The following is a 17,367-nucleotide window of genomic DNA, read 5'->3' as shown; positions in this document are numbered from 1 at the left end:
GCGGGGATTTTTACCGTCTGGGCTTTTTAAAATGATTCAGATTTTATAAGTTTCACGCTTATCCATTTCTGAATCATCTCCGCAAAGCTTCTTCAACGTCCGGAGGACGCCGAAGGCGTTTTTGCTTGGTCGTTTATGTTCCGCTAAAACGGAACAAAACGCACCAAAATCAAAAGAAACCGGTTACAGGCCAAGAGGAGCTGACGATTGCCCGGCGAAGTGCGGAATAAAACGTACCAAAACGGAAAACTGTGAAATGTTGGAACGACCGTCCGCGCTTTATACTTGAAAGCGTAACCATTCATGCTTTCAAGGGGGAAATTCAGTGAGTAGCGTTCTCAAGTTCACGAAAGGAATCGCTTTGTTCGCGCTGTCGGCCGCCATTCTGTCGGCTTGCGGCTCGAATAACAACAAAGACGCCTCGCCCAGCGCAAGCGTCGCTCCTTCATCCACGGAAAAGGCCGACGTACCGGCAAGTCCTAGCGCCAGCCCGTCGGCATCGGCTTCGGCGAGCGATGAGCCTCAGGTGACAGTGGAATTCTGGCACGCATACGGCGAAGGCGAAGAAAAGGTGCTGCTCGAGCAAGTCATTCCGAAGTTCGAGGCGGTTTACCCGAGCGTTAAAATCCACGCTACCCGCATGCCGACCGAGAACCTTGATCAACAGGTGCTTACGGCCGTAGCGGGAGGCACGCCTCCGGATATTATGCGTATGGACAATACTTGGGTTTCCAATATGGCGAAACAAGGCGCGTTGCAAGAGATTTCCGGCTTCCCGGATGCCCAGGCCATTTTAGACAACTCATTCAAGGGGACTGTCGACACGAATTTATACAAAGGCAAATATTACGGCATTCCGCTCGATACGAATACTCGCGTCGCCATTTATAACAAAGAACTGCTTGCCCTAGCCGGAGCTTCCGAGCCTCCGAAGACGATAGACGAACTTGTGACGCTCGCCCGCAATATCAAGAAGCAGGGCAAATTCTCGGGAATTACGATCGGCGGCACGAACGTATGGGATTTCTCGGCATGGTTCTGGACGTTAGGCGGGCAATACACGGATCCCGAATATACGAAAGCGACCGGTTTCCTGAACTCCGACGCCAGCCTCAAAGCGCTCGATACAATCTACGGATGGTACAAGGAAGGTTTGCTCGCGCCTCCGATCCTCGGCGGCCAGCCCGGAACGTGGGAGGGGCTGCGCGGCGACAAAGGCAAAGCCGCTTCCTATATGATGATTACCGATGGCCCATGGTTCTACTCGCTGATCGGGGACGCCGATACGAAAGACAAAATGCTTCCGGCTCTTATTCCGTCCGGTCCCGACGGTCAAAGCCATTCCGTCATTGGCGGAGAGGATCTAGTCATATTCAACGGAGCTAAGCAGCCGGATGCGGCATGGAAGTTCGCGCAATTCATGACTTCAACGGAAATCCAGATTCTTATGGTTAAGCAAACCGGCCAAATCCCGACGAACAAAGAAGCGGCTCAATCGCCGGACCTCAAAGACATCTGGTACCTGCAATCGTACGTCGACCAGCTCGGGACGGCATATACCCGTACGCCAAGTCCGAATGCCAACAAAATTAACGACGCCATCGGAGCCGCGTTCGAATCCGTATTCCGCGGTAAAGCGAAACCGAAGGATGCGCTTGACAAAGCGGCGTCGCAAATCGACGGATTCCTGAGCGAGTAACCGACTGAAACCGCAAACCGCAACAGAATGAGACGAGCGGCGGCTTGCCGAAGATTGTATGCGGCCGGCCGCGGCTTGTTTTCCGGAAAGGACGGCTCCGCCCATGCGCAAAGCATTCAAGCAATATGCCCAAGTGTCGCCCTATCTCGCCGTCGGCCTCGCGCTAACGCTAGCTTTCGTGTTATATCCAATGGCGAAAGGAATGTATATCAGCTTTTTCCACTACAACGTGATCAAACCGGAGACGAGCGAAGCGGCCGGATTATCCAATTTCAAGAACGTTTTCACCGATCCGATGATCGGTACCGCGCTGCGCAACTCGCTGCTCATGGCGGTAGTCACCGTGCCCGGACAATGGATCGCCGGCATCGTGCTCGCGTTGCTCATCCAAATGAAAACCGTGCGGCTCAAAGTATTCTGGAGGCTCGTTTATTATGTGCCCGTCATTAGCTCATGGATCGTCGTCTCGTACTTGTTCCGGTTTCTGTTCGCCGATGGGCACGAGGGAGTAATCAATTATATACTCGTAGACATCCTTCATTTGATCGGCGAGCCGATCGGCTGGCTGCAAAATACGTGGTCGGCCAACCTCGTTATCTGGCTCGTCAGCATTTGGAAAGGAGCGGGATGGGTTATGGTGCTCTACCTTGCCGCGCTTCAGTCGATACCCAGGTCGCTCTATGAAGCCGCCGAGATCGACGGGGCGAAGCCAACAGCCTCCTTTTTGAATATTACGCTGCCCCTGGTCCGCCCGCTAACCGCTTACGTCATCATCAATCTGGTTAACGGTGCCGTCCAAGCTTTTATCCAAGTATACGCAATTACGCAAGGAGGACCGATGGATAGCACGCAATTGTTAAACACGTATCTCTACAAGCAGGCGTTCCAATATTTCGACTTCGGTTACGCATCCGCGATCAGCGTTTGCCTCGGGCTGCTCATCTTCGCGCTGACTTATTCGCAGCAACGCTCCATCGGACGCGACCGGATTGAATTTTAGAGGAGAAGCGCCCATGATGATGAATGTCAGAACGACGCTCGTCCACCTATTGCTCGCCGTCGGGATCGTCGCCGTTATCGGTCCTTTCGCGTATATGGTCCTCACTTCGCTTACGACCGACAATTACAGCCTCCCTAGCCCGCAGAAGCTTATGACGGACACGAAAACGATAAGCAACTTTACGCAAGCGTGGGGGAAAAACCATTTTCAGCTCTATTTTCGCAATAGTCTTGTCGTCACGGGCTGTACGATGTTGTTCTCGTTGACCTTGTCGTCCTGTATGGCTTATGCGTTCGCTAGATTCGAATTTCCCGGCAAGGAAAAGCTGTTCCGGCTGTTCATCTTCACGCTGTTCGTCCCGGCGATCATCAATATCATCCCTCAATTCACCATTCTCAGAAGCCTGCGCCTAGTCGACAGCTACTCCGGGCTTATCCTGCTATACGTGGGCTCGGGGCTTGTCGGAAGCACGTTTTTTTTGCGAGGGTTTTTCGAGCGCATCCCCCGCGAACTGGAAGAATCGATCGTCATCGACGGAGGGGGACGCTTCACCATCTTCCGTTCCATTTACATTCCGCTGTCGTTGCCCGCTCTCGGCACGCTCGCGATCTTCTCGTTCCAGGGCACGTGGGACGAATTCGTCGTCGCGCTCACCGTCATGAAATCGGAAGCCCATCGGACGCTGCCTATCGCGTTGCAAATGTTCCGCGGACAATATGTTTCGTTCTACGGACTGTTCTTCGCGGCATCGATTATCGCGCTCGTTCCGACGATCGCTATTTTTCTCGTTTTTCAAAAACAGTTCGTGCGGGCCAACCTTTCGGATGGCAGCTTGAAAACCTAGGGGGTTCTCATTTTGAAAAAAATTCGGCGGCTCCATCTGCTACCGGACAAAGCCCAGTACCGGCCGGGAGAGGAGGTGAGAATTCGCGTGGAAACGCGGGCTTCATCGGATGTCGAGGGTGGAGCGAGTTTCCAATGGCAAGTTTGCGAGTTGGATCGGCCTATTCTCCAGGGGGCAGGCGAACTGCTGCCCGGCCCGCAGAATAAGCTCGCTGGCGAGATCGTGCTGCCTGGATTCGCGGATTCGGGGGCTTACGGTGTTTTTGCCGATGCGGGAGAAGGCATGGAGGGAGAGTCCGAAACGTGGGGAGAAACAGCGTTCGACGTCGCCGGGCATTGGAGCGAAGCGCCCCGTTATGGCTTCCTTAGCGACTTCTCGCCGGGCGATCACGATGAGGGTTCCGCCGATTTCCTGCTTGGCCACCATTTGAATATCGTGCAATTTTACGATTGGATGTACCGGCACGATAAACTGCTGACGGATGAGGAGCCGTTTACGGATCCGCTTGGGCGAACCGTTTCGTTGGCGGCCGTACGCCGGAAAATCGCATTGCTTCGGGAGAGGGGCATCGCCTCTTTCGCTTACGCTGCCGTTTACGCAAGTTTGCCTGACTACGCGCTCAATCATCCGGATCAACTGCTGTATCGGGGAGATGGAACTCCTTATAGCCTTGGCGATTATTTCTACATCATGGACATCTCGCCGGGCTCGCCTTGGACGGAACATGTGACGGACGAGTTCCGTACCGCGATCGAATGGGGGTTCGACGGGCTCCACCTCGACCAATACGGGTTTCCTAAACGGGCGATTCGAAAGACGAACGACGGCTGTTCCGAGGCGGTAAGGTTGTCCGAACTTTATCCGGCGCTAATCGGCCGTACCCGGGAGAAGTTGCCGGAAGCCGGTCTCATCTTCAACAACGTCGGCACGTATCCCGTCCATGCGACGGCCGAAGCCGCGCAAGACGCGATCTATATCGAGGTGTGGGACCCGATCTCGCGGTTTCGGGATCTCTACGCTCTCGTCAGGCGAACGCGGGCTTTATCGCGCAAACCGATCATACTTGCCGCCTATTTGCCCGCATTCCATCCGGAGCATCCCGCGAATCCGATTGAAGCGGAAATCGGCGCGACAGTTGCCATGGCTGTCATATTCGCTTCGGGCGCCTATCATTTGCTGCTCGGAGAGAACGGCGGATTATTAGCCGATCCCTATTATCCGAAGTACGGTCAAGCCTCGTCGGCTTTCCGGCAACGGCTCGGCCGTTTTTACGATTTTATCGTCATGTACCGCGAACTGCTTTTCGATCCGACGCTCGACGACTGGACGGATGCATTCACCGGCGGAATCAATAACGAGCTCAAATTCGGAACGTCTTCGGGCAACGCCACCTTCTCGACCGAAGCAAAAGCGGGTACCGTGTGGACGCTTGCCAAGGAAAAACCGGACGCCTACGTCATCCATCTTGTCAATCTAACGGGACTCGACAACGAGATCTGGCATGCGCCGAAAGCGCGCGACCCCGAACCGATCGCCGGCATTACCTTGACGGTGGAAATCGTCGAACAAATCGAAGGGATCTATGTCGCTTCGCCGGACGGCGATTCTATTCGCTCGATTCCGCTAAGCTTCGATTGGGTGCGCCATGGGGATAACGCAGGTCTTTACGCCCGTTTCACGCTGGAACGCCTTGATTATTGGTCCGTCGTTTACATCCGGCTTCTCGCCGGAACGCCTTCGGAAAGGTACGTTTCGAGCACTGGTCAAGGTCGGCAAGGTTAAAGATTCATAAGGAATCGCGCCACTCGCGAAGCAAGCCCTGTGTTATACTCAAATTACCAATTCCTTCGAAAACGGCTGTGGCGCGCATGATCAAATGGCTCAAGAGGCTGCTCTTCGAGAAGGTTTCCACAAAGCTGACCTCTATGGTTATCCTCCTCATTTTTCTGTCGGCGACGTTCATCAGCACAACTTATTACGGCTCTACCGTATCCATAATCGGCGATCAAGTGAGGGCCTCCACGAAGCAGGGAGCCAAACAGACCGCCGATTATTTGTCGCTCATGCTGACGATAGGCACCGACATGGGCCAGCAAATTTTCCGCAATTCCCGGCTGCAGGATGCCCTCAATCGGGAACGGCAGGGAAACTTGTCCGTGGACGATAAGTTCGAAATCAAAGATTCCATCGGTCAAACGCTCAACAACACGATTTACTCCAGTTCTTTCGTTCGCAGCATTTATATTTTACGGGAGGATGGGGAAAGTTGGGGCAGCGGCTTGTTTAATGCTTCAAAAGTCAAAAGGTATACGCTTTCGAGCCATGAGTGGTACAGCAGAGTCGTCTCCGACCAGGTTAACGAGACGTGGCTGCCGCTCGGCTATGACCCTTTTAGCGGAGGCGGCGATAATACCGAGATCGTGCTTACGTTGGTTGACGCGTTCCGCAATCTGAAGACGAAGGCGACTGAAGGCGTCATTCTTGTTAATTTGGACGGTCAACTGCTGCTCGACGCCGCGCAGCGGATCAAGCTCGGCAGAACCGGACGCTGGTCCGTCGTGGACCGTACGGGCCAAGTCCTGATCGATTCCGATCCTAACCAGTGGGGACAACCGCTCCGGGAAGCATCGGTCGCTCAAACAATCAACGCCCAGAACGAGGATGAGCTTGAATTTCAATCCTACCAAGATGGGGAGGAACATTACGTCGTTTCCGTCCGGATGGCGAACGGCTGGAAGCTCGTCGGACAGGTGCCGGTGAAGGAAATCATCGGGGATATCGAATCGCTGCAAAGCAAAATAACTCGCTACACGGCGTTGTTCCTGCTCGTTGCGCTGCTGGTCGGTCTGTTATTTTCTACGCGAATTACGCGACCGCTCAAGGAACTGACCCGCCAAATGGAAGCGATCGAGAACAACAACTTCAAAGCGCGCTCCCGCATTCGCTCGCGGGATGAAATCGGCAAGCTGAGCCTTCGGTTTAATCAGATGGCCGGCCAAATCGAAACGCTGATCCAAGAGGTGGACGAAGCAGGCGCAAGGAAGCGGGAAGCGGAAATCCGTGCCCTGCGGCACCAGATCAATCCTCATTTTCTGTATAATACGCTGTCTACGGTTCGTTGGATGATCAAGCTGGGGAGCGCGGACGGAGCGTACAAAGGGATCGCCGCTCTCGTCGAGCTGATGGAGTCGAGCATGGGCAGGGAAGGCGTGTTTACGACGATTCGCCGGGAGTTGGAAATGCTGGATAAATATATGGTCATCCAGCAATTCCGTTACGGTTCGGAGCTGAAGCTTGACATAGAGGCGGACGAGACGTTGCTTGATTTCGAAATCCCCCGAATGCTGCTGCAGCCGATCGTGGAGAATGCGATCTTTCATGGGCTTGCCCTGAAGAACGAAAGGGGAACGGTTTCGCTAACGGTCGGCAAGTTAGCGCATATTCGACCGGCAGCGGTCTTCATTACCGTCTCGGACGACGGAGTAGGCATGGAACCCGCTCGCCTGAAATCGCTGCTGCGGGAAGGCGGGGAATCGTCGAAGTCGGGCATGTTCGGGATCGGGCTGAAGCATGTTCACGATACGCTTCAACTCTATTACGGTCCTGGAAGCGGCGTCTACATTCGGAGCGAGCCGGGCAGCGGCACGATCGTGGAACTGACGTTGGTGCCGAGAGGAGAAGCGGAAAATGACCTATAAAGCGCTAATCGTCGACGATGAGCCAATCATTCGGTATGGTCTCGCATCGACGGTCAATTGGAGAGGAGCGGGCGTTGAGCTCGCGGGCGAAGCCGGCAATGGAGAGACGGCACTCGGCATGGTGACGGAGCGGGAAATCGATATTCTGATTACCGACATCAAGATGCCCAAGATGGACGGACTCGAGTTGATCCGTCTTGCTAAGCTCCACCGTCCCCACCTGAAAGCGATTATTATCAGCAGCTATAGCGATTTCGATTACGCTCGCCAAGCGGTACAGCTTGGCGTCGTCGTAGATTACCTGCTTAAGCCGACGATGGAGCCGGAGGACGTTACCCGATTATTGGTTGACTGCAGGCGCAAGCTCGATGAAGAACTTTCCCTTGAGGAGAAATCCGTGCTCTATTCGAAAGAGGAGGTACGGCGAAGGCGTCATGGATTCGAGATGGAGATCCATCGGGCGCTGAACGGTCAAGCGGCCGACCTTATCCGGAATGAGGGAGAGTTTCCCGGTCCCTACGTACTCTCCGTCTGGAGAACGGAGGAATCGGGACGCGGCATTGAACGTTATGCGGAGATGCTGGCGGCGCTTCTGCCCGATAGCGCCGTATGCGCGATGGAAGATCGAGAGCTAGCGCTGCTGTTGCCGGACCGGACACAAGGGGGAGCTGCGGCCACGGCCGCCAGTCTCGTGCGCGAGGCGCAGCTCGCCCTTCGCAATGACGCCGCGGGAATGCGCTTTACGGTAGGCGTCAGTCCTCCGTTTCATCGGTTGGATCGGCTGCAAGATGCTTACGCTTGGGCGGAAAGCGCGTTTACGCTCGCTTTCTTCGGGGGCCTAGGCGAATGTTACGACGGGGAGATACGAAGGCGTAACGAAGACGGAACGGTCGGCTTGCCCGGAAGTCCGCAAGCCGCTGCCAGGGAATCCGAGGCGAGAGAACAATCGGCGGTGCTCCGCGATCGATTCTCCCGCAAGCTCGCCGATTCCGACGATGCCGCCTGCGAACGGACGCTTCAGCAATTGTTCGAACTGTGGCGATCGCGGGCGGTCGCCCCTGGAGAAATTCGCAAGCAAGCCGGCGACGTACTGCTGAGGATCGCATCCGGACAGCTCTATTTGAAAGCCGAGGAGAAGCTGGAGCTGCTAATGGAAGAGAATGAGCGGATACGTCAGGCCGGCGTTCTGGACGACGTTCTCGCAATCGTCCTCGCAGGCTATCAAGGCGGCAAAGGGATTAGCGGATCGTTCGCGATGCCCGCCGCCTCCGACGACACGGGGGGCGCTTATGCGATTCAAACCGCGCTCGGTTACATTCACGAGCATTACCGATCCGAGCTTTCTCTGCAAGAAGTAGCGGATAGCGTTCATATGAGCCGCAATTATTTCAGCGAACTGTTTAAGCGGCGTACGGGGCTTAATTTTATCGATTACGTTATTCGGCTCCGAATACATTATGCTCGCCATCTGCTCGAGACGACGACGCTTAAGGTGTACGATATCGGCATCCACAGCGGGTTTAACAGTTCGAAGCATTTTCTCAAGATGTTCAAGAGAGAGTCCGGCAGCACGCCTGCAGAGTATCGTAGCCGTTCGCAGCATGGAGAGGGGGGAGCCACGTGAGAATAAAGCAAAACGGTTGCGATAGGAGAAAACGACGAAGGCACCGGGCTGTCTGGTTGCCTCTTCTTCTGCTCGTTCTTGCGCTATGCGAGGCGTGCTCCTCGTACTCGCTCGTGGAAAATCCCGCCGCGCAAGGGAGTGATGCGCCCGAGGGACCAAAGGTCGATCTGCAATTCTGGCATACTTACAGCGACGTAGAATCGAAAGTGTTCGAGACGCGTATTTTGCCGATCTTCGAGCGGGAGCATCCGAATATCGTCGTGCATGCGGTACGTCAGAACTACACGTCCCAACTGAACGACAACATAGTTGCGGCCATCGCGGACGACAAGCAACCGGACGTTATGCGGATGGACATTATTTGGGTGCCTCAGTTCGCGCGCAGCGGCGCGCTAACCGATCTGACGGAGATGAACGACTTCGCCGATTACGAGAATCGGTTCACCGGCTCGCTCATACAAACGAACCGTTATAACGACCATTATTACGGCATACCGCTGGACGCGACGACGATGGTGCCGATTTATAATCAATCGCTGCTTCGAGAAGCGGGGTTATCGGCGCCGCCGAGCACGTTCGACGAGCTTATAGCCGCTTCGCGGAGGCTAAAGGCGAAGGATGCCGGCTTATACGGCATCAGCGTTTGCTGTTCGAGCACATGGGGAATGCTGCCGTATTTCCGCACGCTCGGAGGCGAGTTGCTCAGTCCTTCGCTGAATAAGGCGAGCGGTTATTTAGACAGTCCCGCCAGCGTGGAGGCGATGAAGAAGCTGAAGGGATGGTTCGACGAAGGGCTCATGAGCCCGACCGTCGTCGGGGGGGAGCCCGGCGGATGGGACGGCTTATTTAATCGCAAAATCCTCATGATCGACGAGGCCCACTGGTTTTTCACTTCCAATGAAAATACGAACAACGGACCGCTGCTTAACGACATGGTGACCGGATTATTCCCGTCGGACGTTCGCGAAGGAACGTCCGTCATCGGGGGAGAGAACCTTGTGCTGTTCCGGGGATCCCGGCATCCCGAAGAGGCGTGGGCTTTCATGAAATTCATGGTGTCCGAGCCCGTGCAGGAAATGATGGCAGAGACGGGACTGATCCCTTCGATCAAGGACTTCGACCGCGCCAAGCTTCAACCGGTATATCGGATTTACGTCGAACAGCTTCAGCATGCCGAACCGCGTCCGCCCGTTCCGCAATGGGACGAAGTGGACGACGTGTTCTCCCGCATGGTCACGAGAATATTCGTCGGAGAGAAGCCGGCGGCCGAGGCGATGCGCGAGAGCGCTTTGCAGATTGACTCGATTCTGGCCTCTCGGTAGTTAGCCCCAAAAAAAGTCCGTCCCCGACATTCGGAGACGGACTTGCATGAAGGATCAGATAGTATAAATTTCGGACCGATTTATACCCATCCGATCCCTACGCAAAGCTACTCCGACGTCCGAAGGACGCCGAAGGCGTTTTTGCTTGCATACCGCTCAAATCGGAACGGCGACTTTCTCTTTGTTCCTGAAAAACACCCAGCGATCGAAACCGATCTCGATCAACCGTTGACGGACGAGTTCCAGCTCGTCGCCGACGCGCTCCGGCACGTGGGCGTCTGACCCGAACGTCACGTCGACACCGAAATGCAGCGCGCGCTCCAGAATCGCGTCGGATGGATACCAGCCGCCGACGTCCTTCGTTTTGCCGCTCGTATTGATCTCTATGGCCAGATCGTTCGCCGCCACCGCCTTCAGCGCCTCGTCGATCTCGGCTTCCGCCCCCGCGATGTCCGCGAAGCCCGGGTAATACCCCTTCATCGCGTCGATATGGCCAAGAATCTGGAACATCCCGCTGTTCGCGGATAGGCGAATAAGCTCGTAATAGTGCTTTTTCTCCTCCAGCTGCTCTTTCGGGCCCAGATTTTTCCACCGGTTTCGGTTAAAAATGCTCACTCCCCTCGTCTGATGGACCGAGCCGATGACGTAGTCGAACGGATAAGCGGCGTACGCCTCGCGATAGGCGTCGAGCTTGTCAACGAAGAAGTCAGATTCGATGCCGAGCAGCACCTCGATGCGGCCTTTATACTCTTCCTTCAGCCGCAGTACCTCCGATACGTAACGCTGAAAGTCGCTGCGCGCCATCGCGATACGCGGGAAAGGCTGGTCGTCTTCGTGGGCAAAATAAGGCGAATGATCGGAAATGCCGACGACGGTCAAGCCGGCGCCGATCGCCGCTTCGACGTAATCGGCGATCGTTCCGGTCGCGTGTCCGCAACGTTCGTGATGCGTATGCAGGTCGAATTTCATGTTATCTCTCCTCGCGGGTTCGTTATTCGCTGCCGATGAACTGATCTTCCGGCATTCCTTTCAAGTCGTTCAGGAATTGCCTCATGGCGCTGTTGACGTATCTTCCGGACTTCGTCATGACGCCGACCGGGTGGCTGACCTCGAATTCGGTCACGGGAATCATTTTCAACGTGCCGCGCTTGAGCTCTCCGGCGATCGACAACTTGGATACGATGGCCGCGCCCATGTTCAATTCGACCATTCGTTTGACCTCTTCGCTGCTGCCGAGCTCCATGACCAAATTCGGTTCCAGGCCGTGCTCGCGGAAGATGCGATCGACGAACCGGCGACCGAGCGTATCCGGGGAGAGCAAAATGAGAGGCACGTCTTTCAACATGCCGATCGTAATGCGCTTTTCCTTCGCGAGCCGATGCTGCGGCGCCACGACGAAATCGAATGTGTCGTAGTAAAGCACCGACGTTTCCACGTGAGCGCTCCGGTCTTGCAAGTAGCCGATGCCGATGTCGATCGTTCCGTTCACGACGCTGGACAGCACTTGCGTGGAGGGCATCGAGACAATGCTCGTTCGAATAAGAGGGAATTGGTTCTGGAAGTAGGATAACACGCGCGGTAAAATTTGAATCGCGATCGATGCGGTCGTGCCGAGCGAAATGTGCCCTTGAGGCACATGATTCAGATCGGACAGCTTCTGTTTGAGCTGCTCCACGATCGTAAGGATTTGACCGGCATGCTCGAGGAATACCTGGCCTCTGTCGGTTAGCGTGACTGGGTGGTTCCGGTCGACGAGCACCGCTTTGAATTCGTCTTCGAGGCTTTTGATCTGCGCGGAAACGGCCGGTTGCGTCAAGTTGAGCACTTCGCCCGCCTTGCGGAAACTTAGCGTCTTGGAAATGGTCACTAACGTCTCCAATTGGCTGATGTTCATTTGATCTCCCCCGCTGCATTGAATAAATTTATCGCGATGTACTTATCATATAAAAAGGTTTTGTCGCTGTTTTCATTATAGGGGATTATCGAAAGCGTCGCAAAGGGGTTGAAGCTTACTCAAATTTGAGTATACTAATGGGTGAGTACTCAAATTAGAGTATACAGATAGACGAAGAAGGTTCAGGAGGAGTTACAGGCATGGATACGAAAAACAGCAGCGTCAAGCTCGTCGTTGCCGGGCTTTTGCTAGGTTTATTCATGGCATCGCTCGATCAGACGATCGTCTCGACGGCGATGACGACGATTATCAAGAGGCTCGGAGGCTTCGAAAGCTTTATTTGGGTTTATTCAGCCTACATGATCGCGATGGTCGTATCGACCCCGATCTTCGGCAAGCTGTCGGATATGTACGGTCGCAAACGGTTTTTCTTGCTCGGCCTGGCTTTGTTCCTCGTCGGATCGATCTTGTGCGGCACCGCGACGAACATGGATCAGCTGATCATTTATCGCGCGATTCAAGGGATCGGCGGCGGCGCGCTCATGCCGATCGTGTTCACGATCATCTTCGACTTGTTCCCGGCGGAGAAGCGCGGCAAAATGATGGGCTTGTTCGGGGCGGTGTTCGGCCTCTCCAGCGTATTCGGTCCGATTATGGGGGGCGCGATTACCGACAACCTGAGTTGGCGCTGGATTTTCTACATTAACGTGCCGATCGGCATCTTGTCCATCATCTTCATCTTGAAAGGCTATCACGAAACGAGAGTGTCGAAAAAGCAATCGATCGACTGGTTCGGCGCGATTCTGCTGACGGCGGCGATTCTGTTCCTGATGTTCGGCCTCGAGCTGGGCGGAACGGACGGCTGGGCATGGGGCTCCGCTCAAACGATCTCCCTGTTCGTCGCGGCCGGCGTAATGACCGTCCTGTTCCTGATCGCGGAAAGATTCGCGAAAGATCCGATCATCAAGCTGAGCCTGTTCAAAACGAAGCTGTTTACGAGCAGCATGGGCATCAGCGTCTTGTACGGCGGCGTCATGATGGCGTCCGCGACGTATATCCCGATTTTCATTCAAGGCGTGTTCCACAAAACGGCGACGGAAACGAGCACCGTGCTGACCCCGATGATGCTCGGCGTCGTCGTCAGCGCGCAGCTCGGCGGACGGATCGGCATCAAATTCCGGTACCGCGACGTCATGCTCGTCTCCGCGATTACGCTGATCGTCGGGTCGTTCCTGCTCGGCTTCGTGATGGATCCTTCGACGAGCCAGTTCCTGATCGGCGTGTTCATGGTCATCGTCGGCCTTGGCATGGGCGTGTCGTTCTCGCTGCTCAACATCTCGACGCTGAACGCGGTGCCGCCTCAATATAAAGGCTCCGCTTCGTCGCTGATCACGTTTTTCCGGACGATCGGCTCGGCGCTCGGCATCACGGTATTCGGCACGTTGCAGAAGCACGAGTTCCAGGAAGGCATCAAGCAACTGCCGAACATTCCCGCGGAGATGGCGGAGAAGATCAAAGGCGGCCAGGCGCTGCTCGATCCGGACGTTCAGGCGCAGATGCGCTTGTCGCCCGAAATCGTCAACGCGCTTCTCGGCAAATTGTCCGACTCGATCCTGTTCATTTTCCAGTGGTCGCTCCTTCTGCCGATCCTCGCTCTCGTCTTCGTCTTCCTGATGGGGAACGCGAGAATGGCGGCTCCGAAGCCGGGCGCGCAAGGCGCTCCCGGCTCGTCCAACCCGCAAGGCGGCGGCGCGGGCAAACCGGAACCGTCGTTCCACTAAGGCGAGCGGACCATGTCCATTAAGCTGCTCGTCCTCGGCCTCCTGCTGGAGAAGGAACGCCATCCTTACGATATCCGGCAGACGATCAAGGGAAGGAATTGGGACCAGACGTTCCGGGTGAAGGACGGCTCGCTCTATTACGCGGTCGACCAGCTCCGGCAGGACGGCTTCATCGAAGTGTCGGAGACGATTCCCGTTCCCGGCGACAACCGCCCCGATAAAACCGTCTACCGCATTACGGAGAGCGGGAAGGCGCAAATGCTCGATATGCTCTATGCCCAGATGGGGCAAATCTTCTATCCGCAGCACCCGCTGTTCATGACGCTTCCTTTCGTCCGGCATATGGATCTGGGACGCGTGGAGGAACTCGTGCAAAAGCAGCTGGAATCGTGCAAGGGGCGAATCGAGCATATTGAATCGGTACTGGATATCAAGAGAGAGAAGCTGCCGAGGGGTTCCGTCATCTTGATTGAAGGCGTGCTGCGCTTCAACAGGACGGAGAAGGAATGGCTCGAGGACATGCTGGAGGAAGCCTGGAGCAGAAGACTGGCCGAAGGTCCTCGTCCTGAGTTGTAAACTCGCGGCTTTTATTAAATCCCGTTAAAAACAACCCGAACCCGAAGGAAAAGACGCCCGATCCGTCGAATGATTTCGGCAAACGGCGCTAGCGAATAGCGGGAGAGGCGACAACTTAATGGATACTGCGAAACAAATCCGCTCTTGGGTGATGTACGATTGGGCGAACTCCGCTTTCGCGACGACGATCATGGCCGCGGTCATGCCCATTTATTTCATTGACGTGGCAGGCGGCTCGGACGGCAGTTGGAGCTTTACGCAGACGGCATCGGCGATTGCCATCGCTTTGATTGCGCCGCTACTTGGCGCCATTGCGGACCAAAGCGGAAGAAAAGTTCTTTTATTAAGGGTATTCAGTATCATCGGCGCTCTCGCGAGCGCTTCACTCGCATACGTTGGAACGGGGGACATGTGGGTCGCTTCGGTACTCGTCGTTATCGGGATGGTCGGTTTCGCCACAGGGAACACGTTCTATGATTCCATCCTCAACGATATTACGACTCCGGAACAACGGGAGAAGGTGAGCGCGCGCGGCTTCGCGATGGGATATTTGGGCGGGGGCCTATTGCTGGCCGTCAACCTTGGGATGATTTTAGGCTGGGAGGAGCTCGGCTTGCCGGATAAGACGGCCGCTTCGCAAATTTCCTTCGTTATGGTCGGCATCTGGTGGTTCGTCTTTTCGTTGCCCTTATTCCGGAACGTGAAAGACGTCCCGCTCGCGAAGGCAGGGGGCAACGTCATCGGCAGCTTGAAATCCGGCGCAAGCAGATTAAAGGTAACGTTCTTGCAAATAAAGCAATATCCAGAGCTGTTGAAGTTCATGTTCGCGTGTTGGTTTTTCTTTGACGGCATCAATACGATTATTATTATGGCGGCGAGTTATGGCAAGACGATCGGCATCGAGAACGAGGATTTGATTCAAGCGTTGCTCATTACGCAATTTGTCGGCTTCCCGGCAACGTTGCTGTTCGGACGGATGGCGGAAAAGATCGGCAGCAAGAAAATGCTTTACGGCGCGCTCGTCACTTATTTGATGATTGTGATCCTCGGTTACTTCATGACGACATCTCTTCATTTTCTGCTGCTGGCTTGCTTGGTCGGACTTGTGCAAGGCGGCTCGCAAGCGACGGCAAGGGCAATCTTCAGCAAAATCATTCCGCAGGGGAGAATTACGGAGTTCAACGGATTCCTGAGTTCCACGACTCGATTGTTCTCATTCATGGGACCGCTCTTGTTCGGGATCGTTAAGCTCTTCAGCGATTCAAGCCGCTTGGCGCTGCTGGCGGTCGCCATGTTCTTCCTCGTCGGGATCGTACTGCTGAAATTCGTCAACTTGACCAAAGCGGAAGAGCAAGCAGCTAGGCTGATTCGGTCTTAAAGGTCAGGAACGACCGAATCCGCGAAGGTAATGACCGCGGCACCGCACGGCAGCCCGGTTTCATAGGAGACGTCCCGAAGCAGTCCGGCGAACTTCGTTCTCAGCCGGGCTGCTTCTTTGCCGTACCCGCAATCCAGCCAATCGAGCGCGGCCCGCGTCGTTTCCCCGGCATCGGCGAGCGCGCGGTCCCATAGCTCATCGGAGCTCTCTTCTCGAACGATCGTCCGGTCCGTCGGATCGATCCAAGGAAGGCGCGCGTCGTTCAGAACATCCCACTCGGGAAGGCAGCGAGGCGGGGAGAACGGAGCGATCCGCCCGAACAGCGCGATGCCCTTCCAGCCGGAAGGATCGAAGAACAAGCGCTGGGCGCGTATCATCTGGGCGACGGCGGCGTTCAGGCCTTCCGCCGTCATTGCGGCCGCGAGGGCCGGATAATGCTCCGCCGCGGCCGCGACGAAGTCTTCCGAGCCGGGCAGCCGTCCGTCCGTGTCGAGCTCGGGCGCGACGGGCGTCCGGCCCGTGCGGATGCCCGCGCGGCGGAACATGACGACCGCGTCCATCGCCGTCTCGAAGCGCTGATGGTGCCACTTCTTGAAGCCGGAACGGCTGAAGACGAAAGGGTGCAGATGCCGGTCGAGCACATGGTGCAGCAGGAAACCGATCGCATAGCCCGAAGCCGGATCGGAGAGGGGGCGGGAAGCGGAACGGCCGAGCAGGGAGAGCAGAAACGGGCCGCAACGCTCGTTATGCATCAGGGTGCCGAGACGGTTCAGCGCCGAAGCCGATTGCCAAGGAAGAAAGCGGTCGTAGAACAGGAAATCCGGGCCTTGGCAGCCGAGCTGGAACGCGGTTTTCCACCGACGGTCGTCCAGCGCGCCTTCCATTCCCAGGGCCGAAAGTACCTCGCGTCCGAACTGAATATGGGCCCAAACATTCGGCATCGTTCATCCTCCTTTGACAAAAACCTGTATACTTGTACCTACGATTTCAGTATAATGAGGGAAAGCGATTACGGCTAGCGGTACAATCCAAGGTGGAAAAGGGGCGCGTTCAGACATGAAGGCCGAGTACATCAACCCGTTTTTGGAATCCGCGCGCATGGTCATCGAGCAGATGGTACAAATCCGTCCCAGCACCGGACAACTGGCGATCAGGGACATCAAGTTCGCCGAAAACCATGTATGGATTCAAATCGGACTGACCGGACATATGACCGGGGATATCGTGTTCGGATTAAGCGAATCGGTAGCGCTAAAAATCGTCTCCGCCATGATGGGCGGCTACGCCATTACAGAGATCGACGAAATGGGTAAAAGCGCGATATCGGAGCTTGGCAACATGATCAGCGGCAACGCAAGCACGATGCTGTACAACCAAGGCGTTCACGTGGACATTACGCCGCCGAAGATCATGAACTCTCATTTCGCATCCGCGACGGGCGCAAGCCGGGCGTTGGCCGTTCCCCTAATCATGGACGGAATCGGCGAAATGGAAATTCAAGTATTGATCGCGTAGCGTTGACCTATGCTAGTATTCATACGGCGTCATACG

At 55.6% G+C, this 17,367-nt stretch carries 14 protein-coding genes; 11 read left to right on the top strand and 3 right to left on the bottom strand.

All coding sequences use genetic code 11. From position 1 onward, the window contains the following. Positions 1–325: 325 nt before the first annotated feature. The 7 genes from ACFPPD_RS12465 (at position 326) to ACFPPD_RS12435 (ending at position 10,187) form a co-directional block, all read left to right on the top strand. A complete protein-coding gene (locus ACFPPD_RS12465) occupies positions 326–1,699 on the top strand; it encodes an extracellular solute-binding protein (RefSeq protein WP_378082385.1) in 1,374 nt (457 codons plus the stop codon). Between the two features lie 103 nt (positions 1,700–1,802). After that, positions 1,803–2,699 carry a carbohydrate ABC transporter permease gene (locus ACFPPD_RS12460; protein WP_209749873.1) on the top strand — a complete coding sequence of 299 codons (897 nt, stop codon included), beginning with the start codon at positions 1,803–1,805 and terminating at the stop codon, positions 2,697–2,699. Positions 2,700–2,712: 13 nt separating this feature from the next. Continuing rightward, positions 2,713–3,543: a carbohydrate ABC transporter permease gene (locus ACFPPD_RS12455; protein WP_378082382.1), complete on the top strand. Its 831-nt coding sequence runs from the start codon at positions 2,713–2,715 to the stop codon at positions 3,541–3,543. Between the two features lie 12 nt (positions 3,544–3,555). Then, positions 3,556–5,325 carry a glycoside hydrolase family 66 protein gene (locus ACFPPD_RS12450; RefSeq protein ID WP_209749874.1) on the top strand — a complete coding sequence of 590 codons (1,770 nt, stop codon included), beginning with the start codon at positions 3,556–3,558 and terminating at the stop codon, positions 5,323–5,325. An 86-nt stretch (positions 5,326–5,411) separates the two neighbouring features. After that, the gene (locus ACFPPD_RS12445; RefSeq protein ID WP_209749875.1) at positions 5,412–7,241 is read left to right on the top strand and encodes a sensor histidine kinase; all 1,830 of its coding nucleotides are present in this window, start codon (positions 5,412–5,414) and stop codon (positions 7,239–7,241) included. Continuing rightward, entirely contained in the window at positions 7,231–8,865 is a 1,635-nt protein-coding gene (locus ACFPPD_RS12440) for a helix-turn-helix domain-containing protein (protein WP_209749876.1), read from the top strand. Before ACFPPD_RS12445 ends, ACFPPD_RS12440 begins: the two co-directional genes overlap by 11 nt. Beyond that, positions 8,862–10,187 (top strand): extracellular solute-binding protein, encoded by a 1,326-nt coding sequence (locus ACFPPD_RS12435; protein ID WP_209749877.1) that lies wholly within the window; start codon positions 8,862–8,864, stop codon positions 10,185–10,187. The genes ACFPPD_RS12440 and ACFPPD_RS12435 overlap by 4 nt, the downstream gene beginning before the upstream one ends. A 156-nt stretch (positions 10,188–10,343) precedes the next feature. Here ACFPPD_RS12435 and ACFPPD_RS12430 read toward each other — a convergent pair whose 3' ends face one another. Together ACFPPD_RS12430 and ACFPPD_RS12425 are read right to left on the bottom strand one after the other, a co-directional pair. Further along, on the bottom strand, positions 10,344–11,156 hold the full coding sequence (locus ACFPPD_RS12430; protein ID WP_209749878.1) for a histidinol-phosphatase: 813 nt from the start codon (positions 11,154–11,156) through the stop codon (positions 10,344–10,346). A 22-nt stretch (positions 11,157–11,178) separates the two neighbouring features. Beyond that, positions 11,179–12,081: a LysR family transcriptional regulator gene (locus tag ACFPPD_RS12425; protein WP_209749879.1), complete on the bottom strand. Its 903-nt coding sequence runs from the start codon at positions 12,079–12,081 to the stop codon at positions 11,179–11,181. 200 nt (positions 12,082–12,281) lie between these two features. On the opposite strand from ACFPPD_RS12425, the gene ACFPPD_RS12420 reads away from it, so the two are divergent. The 3 genes from ACFPPD_RS12420 to ACFPPD_RS12410 all read left to right on the top strand — a co-directional run bounded on the left by ACFPPD_RS12420 (position 12,282) and on the right by ACFPPD_RS12410 (position 15,816). Continuing rightward, positions 12,282–13,862, top strand: a complete 1,581-nt coding sequence (locus ACFPPD_RS12420; RefSeq protein ID WP_209749880.1) for an MDR family MFS transporter — start codon at positions 12,282–12,284, stop codon at positions 13,860–13,862. 12 nt (positions 13,863–13,874) lie between these two features. Continuing rightward, positions 13,875–14,438, top strand: coding sequence for a PadR family transcriptional regulator (locus tag ACFPPD_RS12415; protein ID WP_209749881.1), 564 nt, complete (start codon positions 13,875–13,877; stop codon positions 14,436–14,438). Between the two features lie 118 nt (positions 14,439–14,556). Further along, the gene (locus tag ACFPPD_RS12410; protein ID WP_209749882.1) at positions 14,557–15,816 is read left to right on the top strand and encodes an MFS transporter; all 1,260 of its coding nucleotides are present in this window, start codon (positions 14,557–14,559) and stop codon (positions 15,814–15,816) included. Here ACFPPD_RS12410 and ACFPPD_RS12405 read toward each other — a convergent pair. Beyond that, a complete protein-coding gene (locus ACFPPD_RS12405; RefSeq protein WP_209749883.1) occupies positions 15,813–16,757 on the bottom strand; it encodes a zinc dependent phospholipase C family protein in 945 nt (314 codons plus the stop codon). The two genes, ACFPPD_RS12410 and ACFPPD_RS12405, sit on opposite strands and share 4 nt — an antisense overlap. A 115-nt stretch (positions 16,758–16,872) precedes the next feature. Here ACFPPD_RS12405 and ACFPPD_RS12400 point away from each other — a divergent pair, with 115 nt between their 5' ends. Continuing rightward, positions 16,873–17,331: a chemotaxis protein CheX gene (locus ACFPPD_RS12400; protein ID WP_209749884.1), complete on the top strand. Its 459-nt coding sequence runs from the start codon at positions 16,873–16,875 to the stop codon at positions 17,329–17,331. The last annotated feature ends 36 nt before the right edge of the window (positions 17,332–17,367 follow it).

Origin of the sequence: Cohnella suwonensis (assembly GCF_042655365.1) — a bacterium.
Lineage (GTDB): Bacteria > Bacillota > Bacilli > Paenibacillales > Paenibacillaceae > Cohnella > Cohnella suwonensis.
This window is presented reverse-complemented; position numbering and strand designations above follow the sequence as displayed.

Coding starts and splice junctions, on each gene's coding strand:
- ACFPPD_RS12420 (WP_209749880.1), top strand. CDS start 12,282: ATGGATACGAAAAACAGCAGCGTCAAGCTCGTCGTTGCCGGGCTTTTG.
- ACFPPD_RS12460 (WP_209749873.1), top strand. CDS start 1,803: ATGCGCAAAGCATTCAAGCAATATGCCCAAGTGTCGCCCTATCTCGCC.
- ACFPPD_RS12430 (WP_209749878.1), bottom strand. CDS start 11,156: ATGAAATTCGACCTGCATACGCATCACGAACGTTGCGGACACGCGACC.
- ACFPPD_RS12410 (WP_209749882.1), top strand. CDS start 14,557: ATGGATACTGCGAAACAAATCCGCTCTTGGGTGATGTACGATTGGGCG.
- ACFPPD_RS12425 (WP_209749879.1), bottom strand. CDS start 12,081: ATGAACATCAGCCAATTGGAGACGTTAGTGACCATTTCCAAGACGCTA.
- ACFPPD_RS12445 (WP_209749875.1), top strand. CDS start 5,412: ATGATCAAATGGCTCAAGAGGCTGCTCTTCGAGAAGGTTTCCACAAAG.
- ACFPPD_RS12415 (WP_209749881.1), top strand. CDS start 13,875: ATGTCCATTAAGCTGCTCGTCCTCGGCCTCCTGCTGGAGAAGGAACGC.
- ACFPPD_RS12400 (WP_209749884.1), top strand. CDS start 16,873: ATGAAGGCCGAGTACATCAACCCGTTTTTGGAATCCGCGCGCATGGTC.
- ACFPPD_RS12405 (WP_209749883.1), bottom strand. CDS start 16,757: ATGCCGAATGTTTGGGCCCATATTCAGTTCGGACGCGAGGTACTTTCG.
- ACFPPD_RS12455 (WP_378082382.1), top strand. CDS start 2,713: ATGATGATGAATGTCAGAACGACGCTCGTCCACCTATTGCTCGCCGTC.
- ACFPPD_RS12440 (WP_209749876.1), top strand. CDS start 7,231: ATGACCTATAAAGCGCTAATCGTCGACGATGAGCCAATCATTCGGTAT.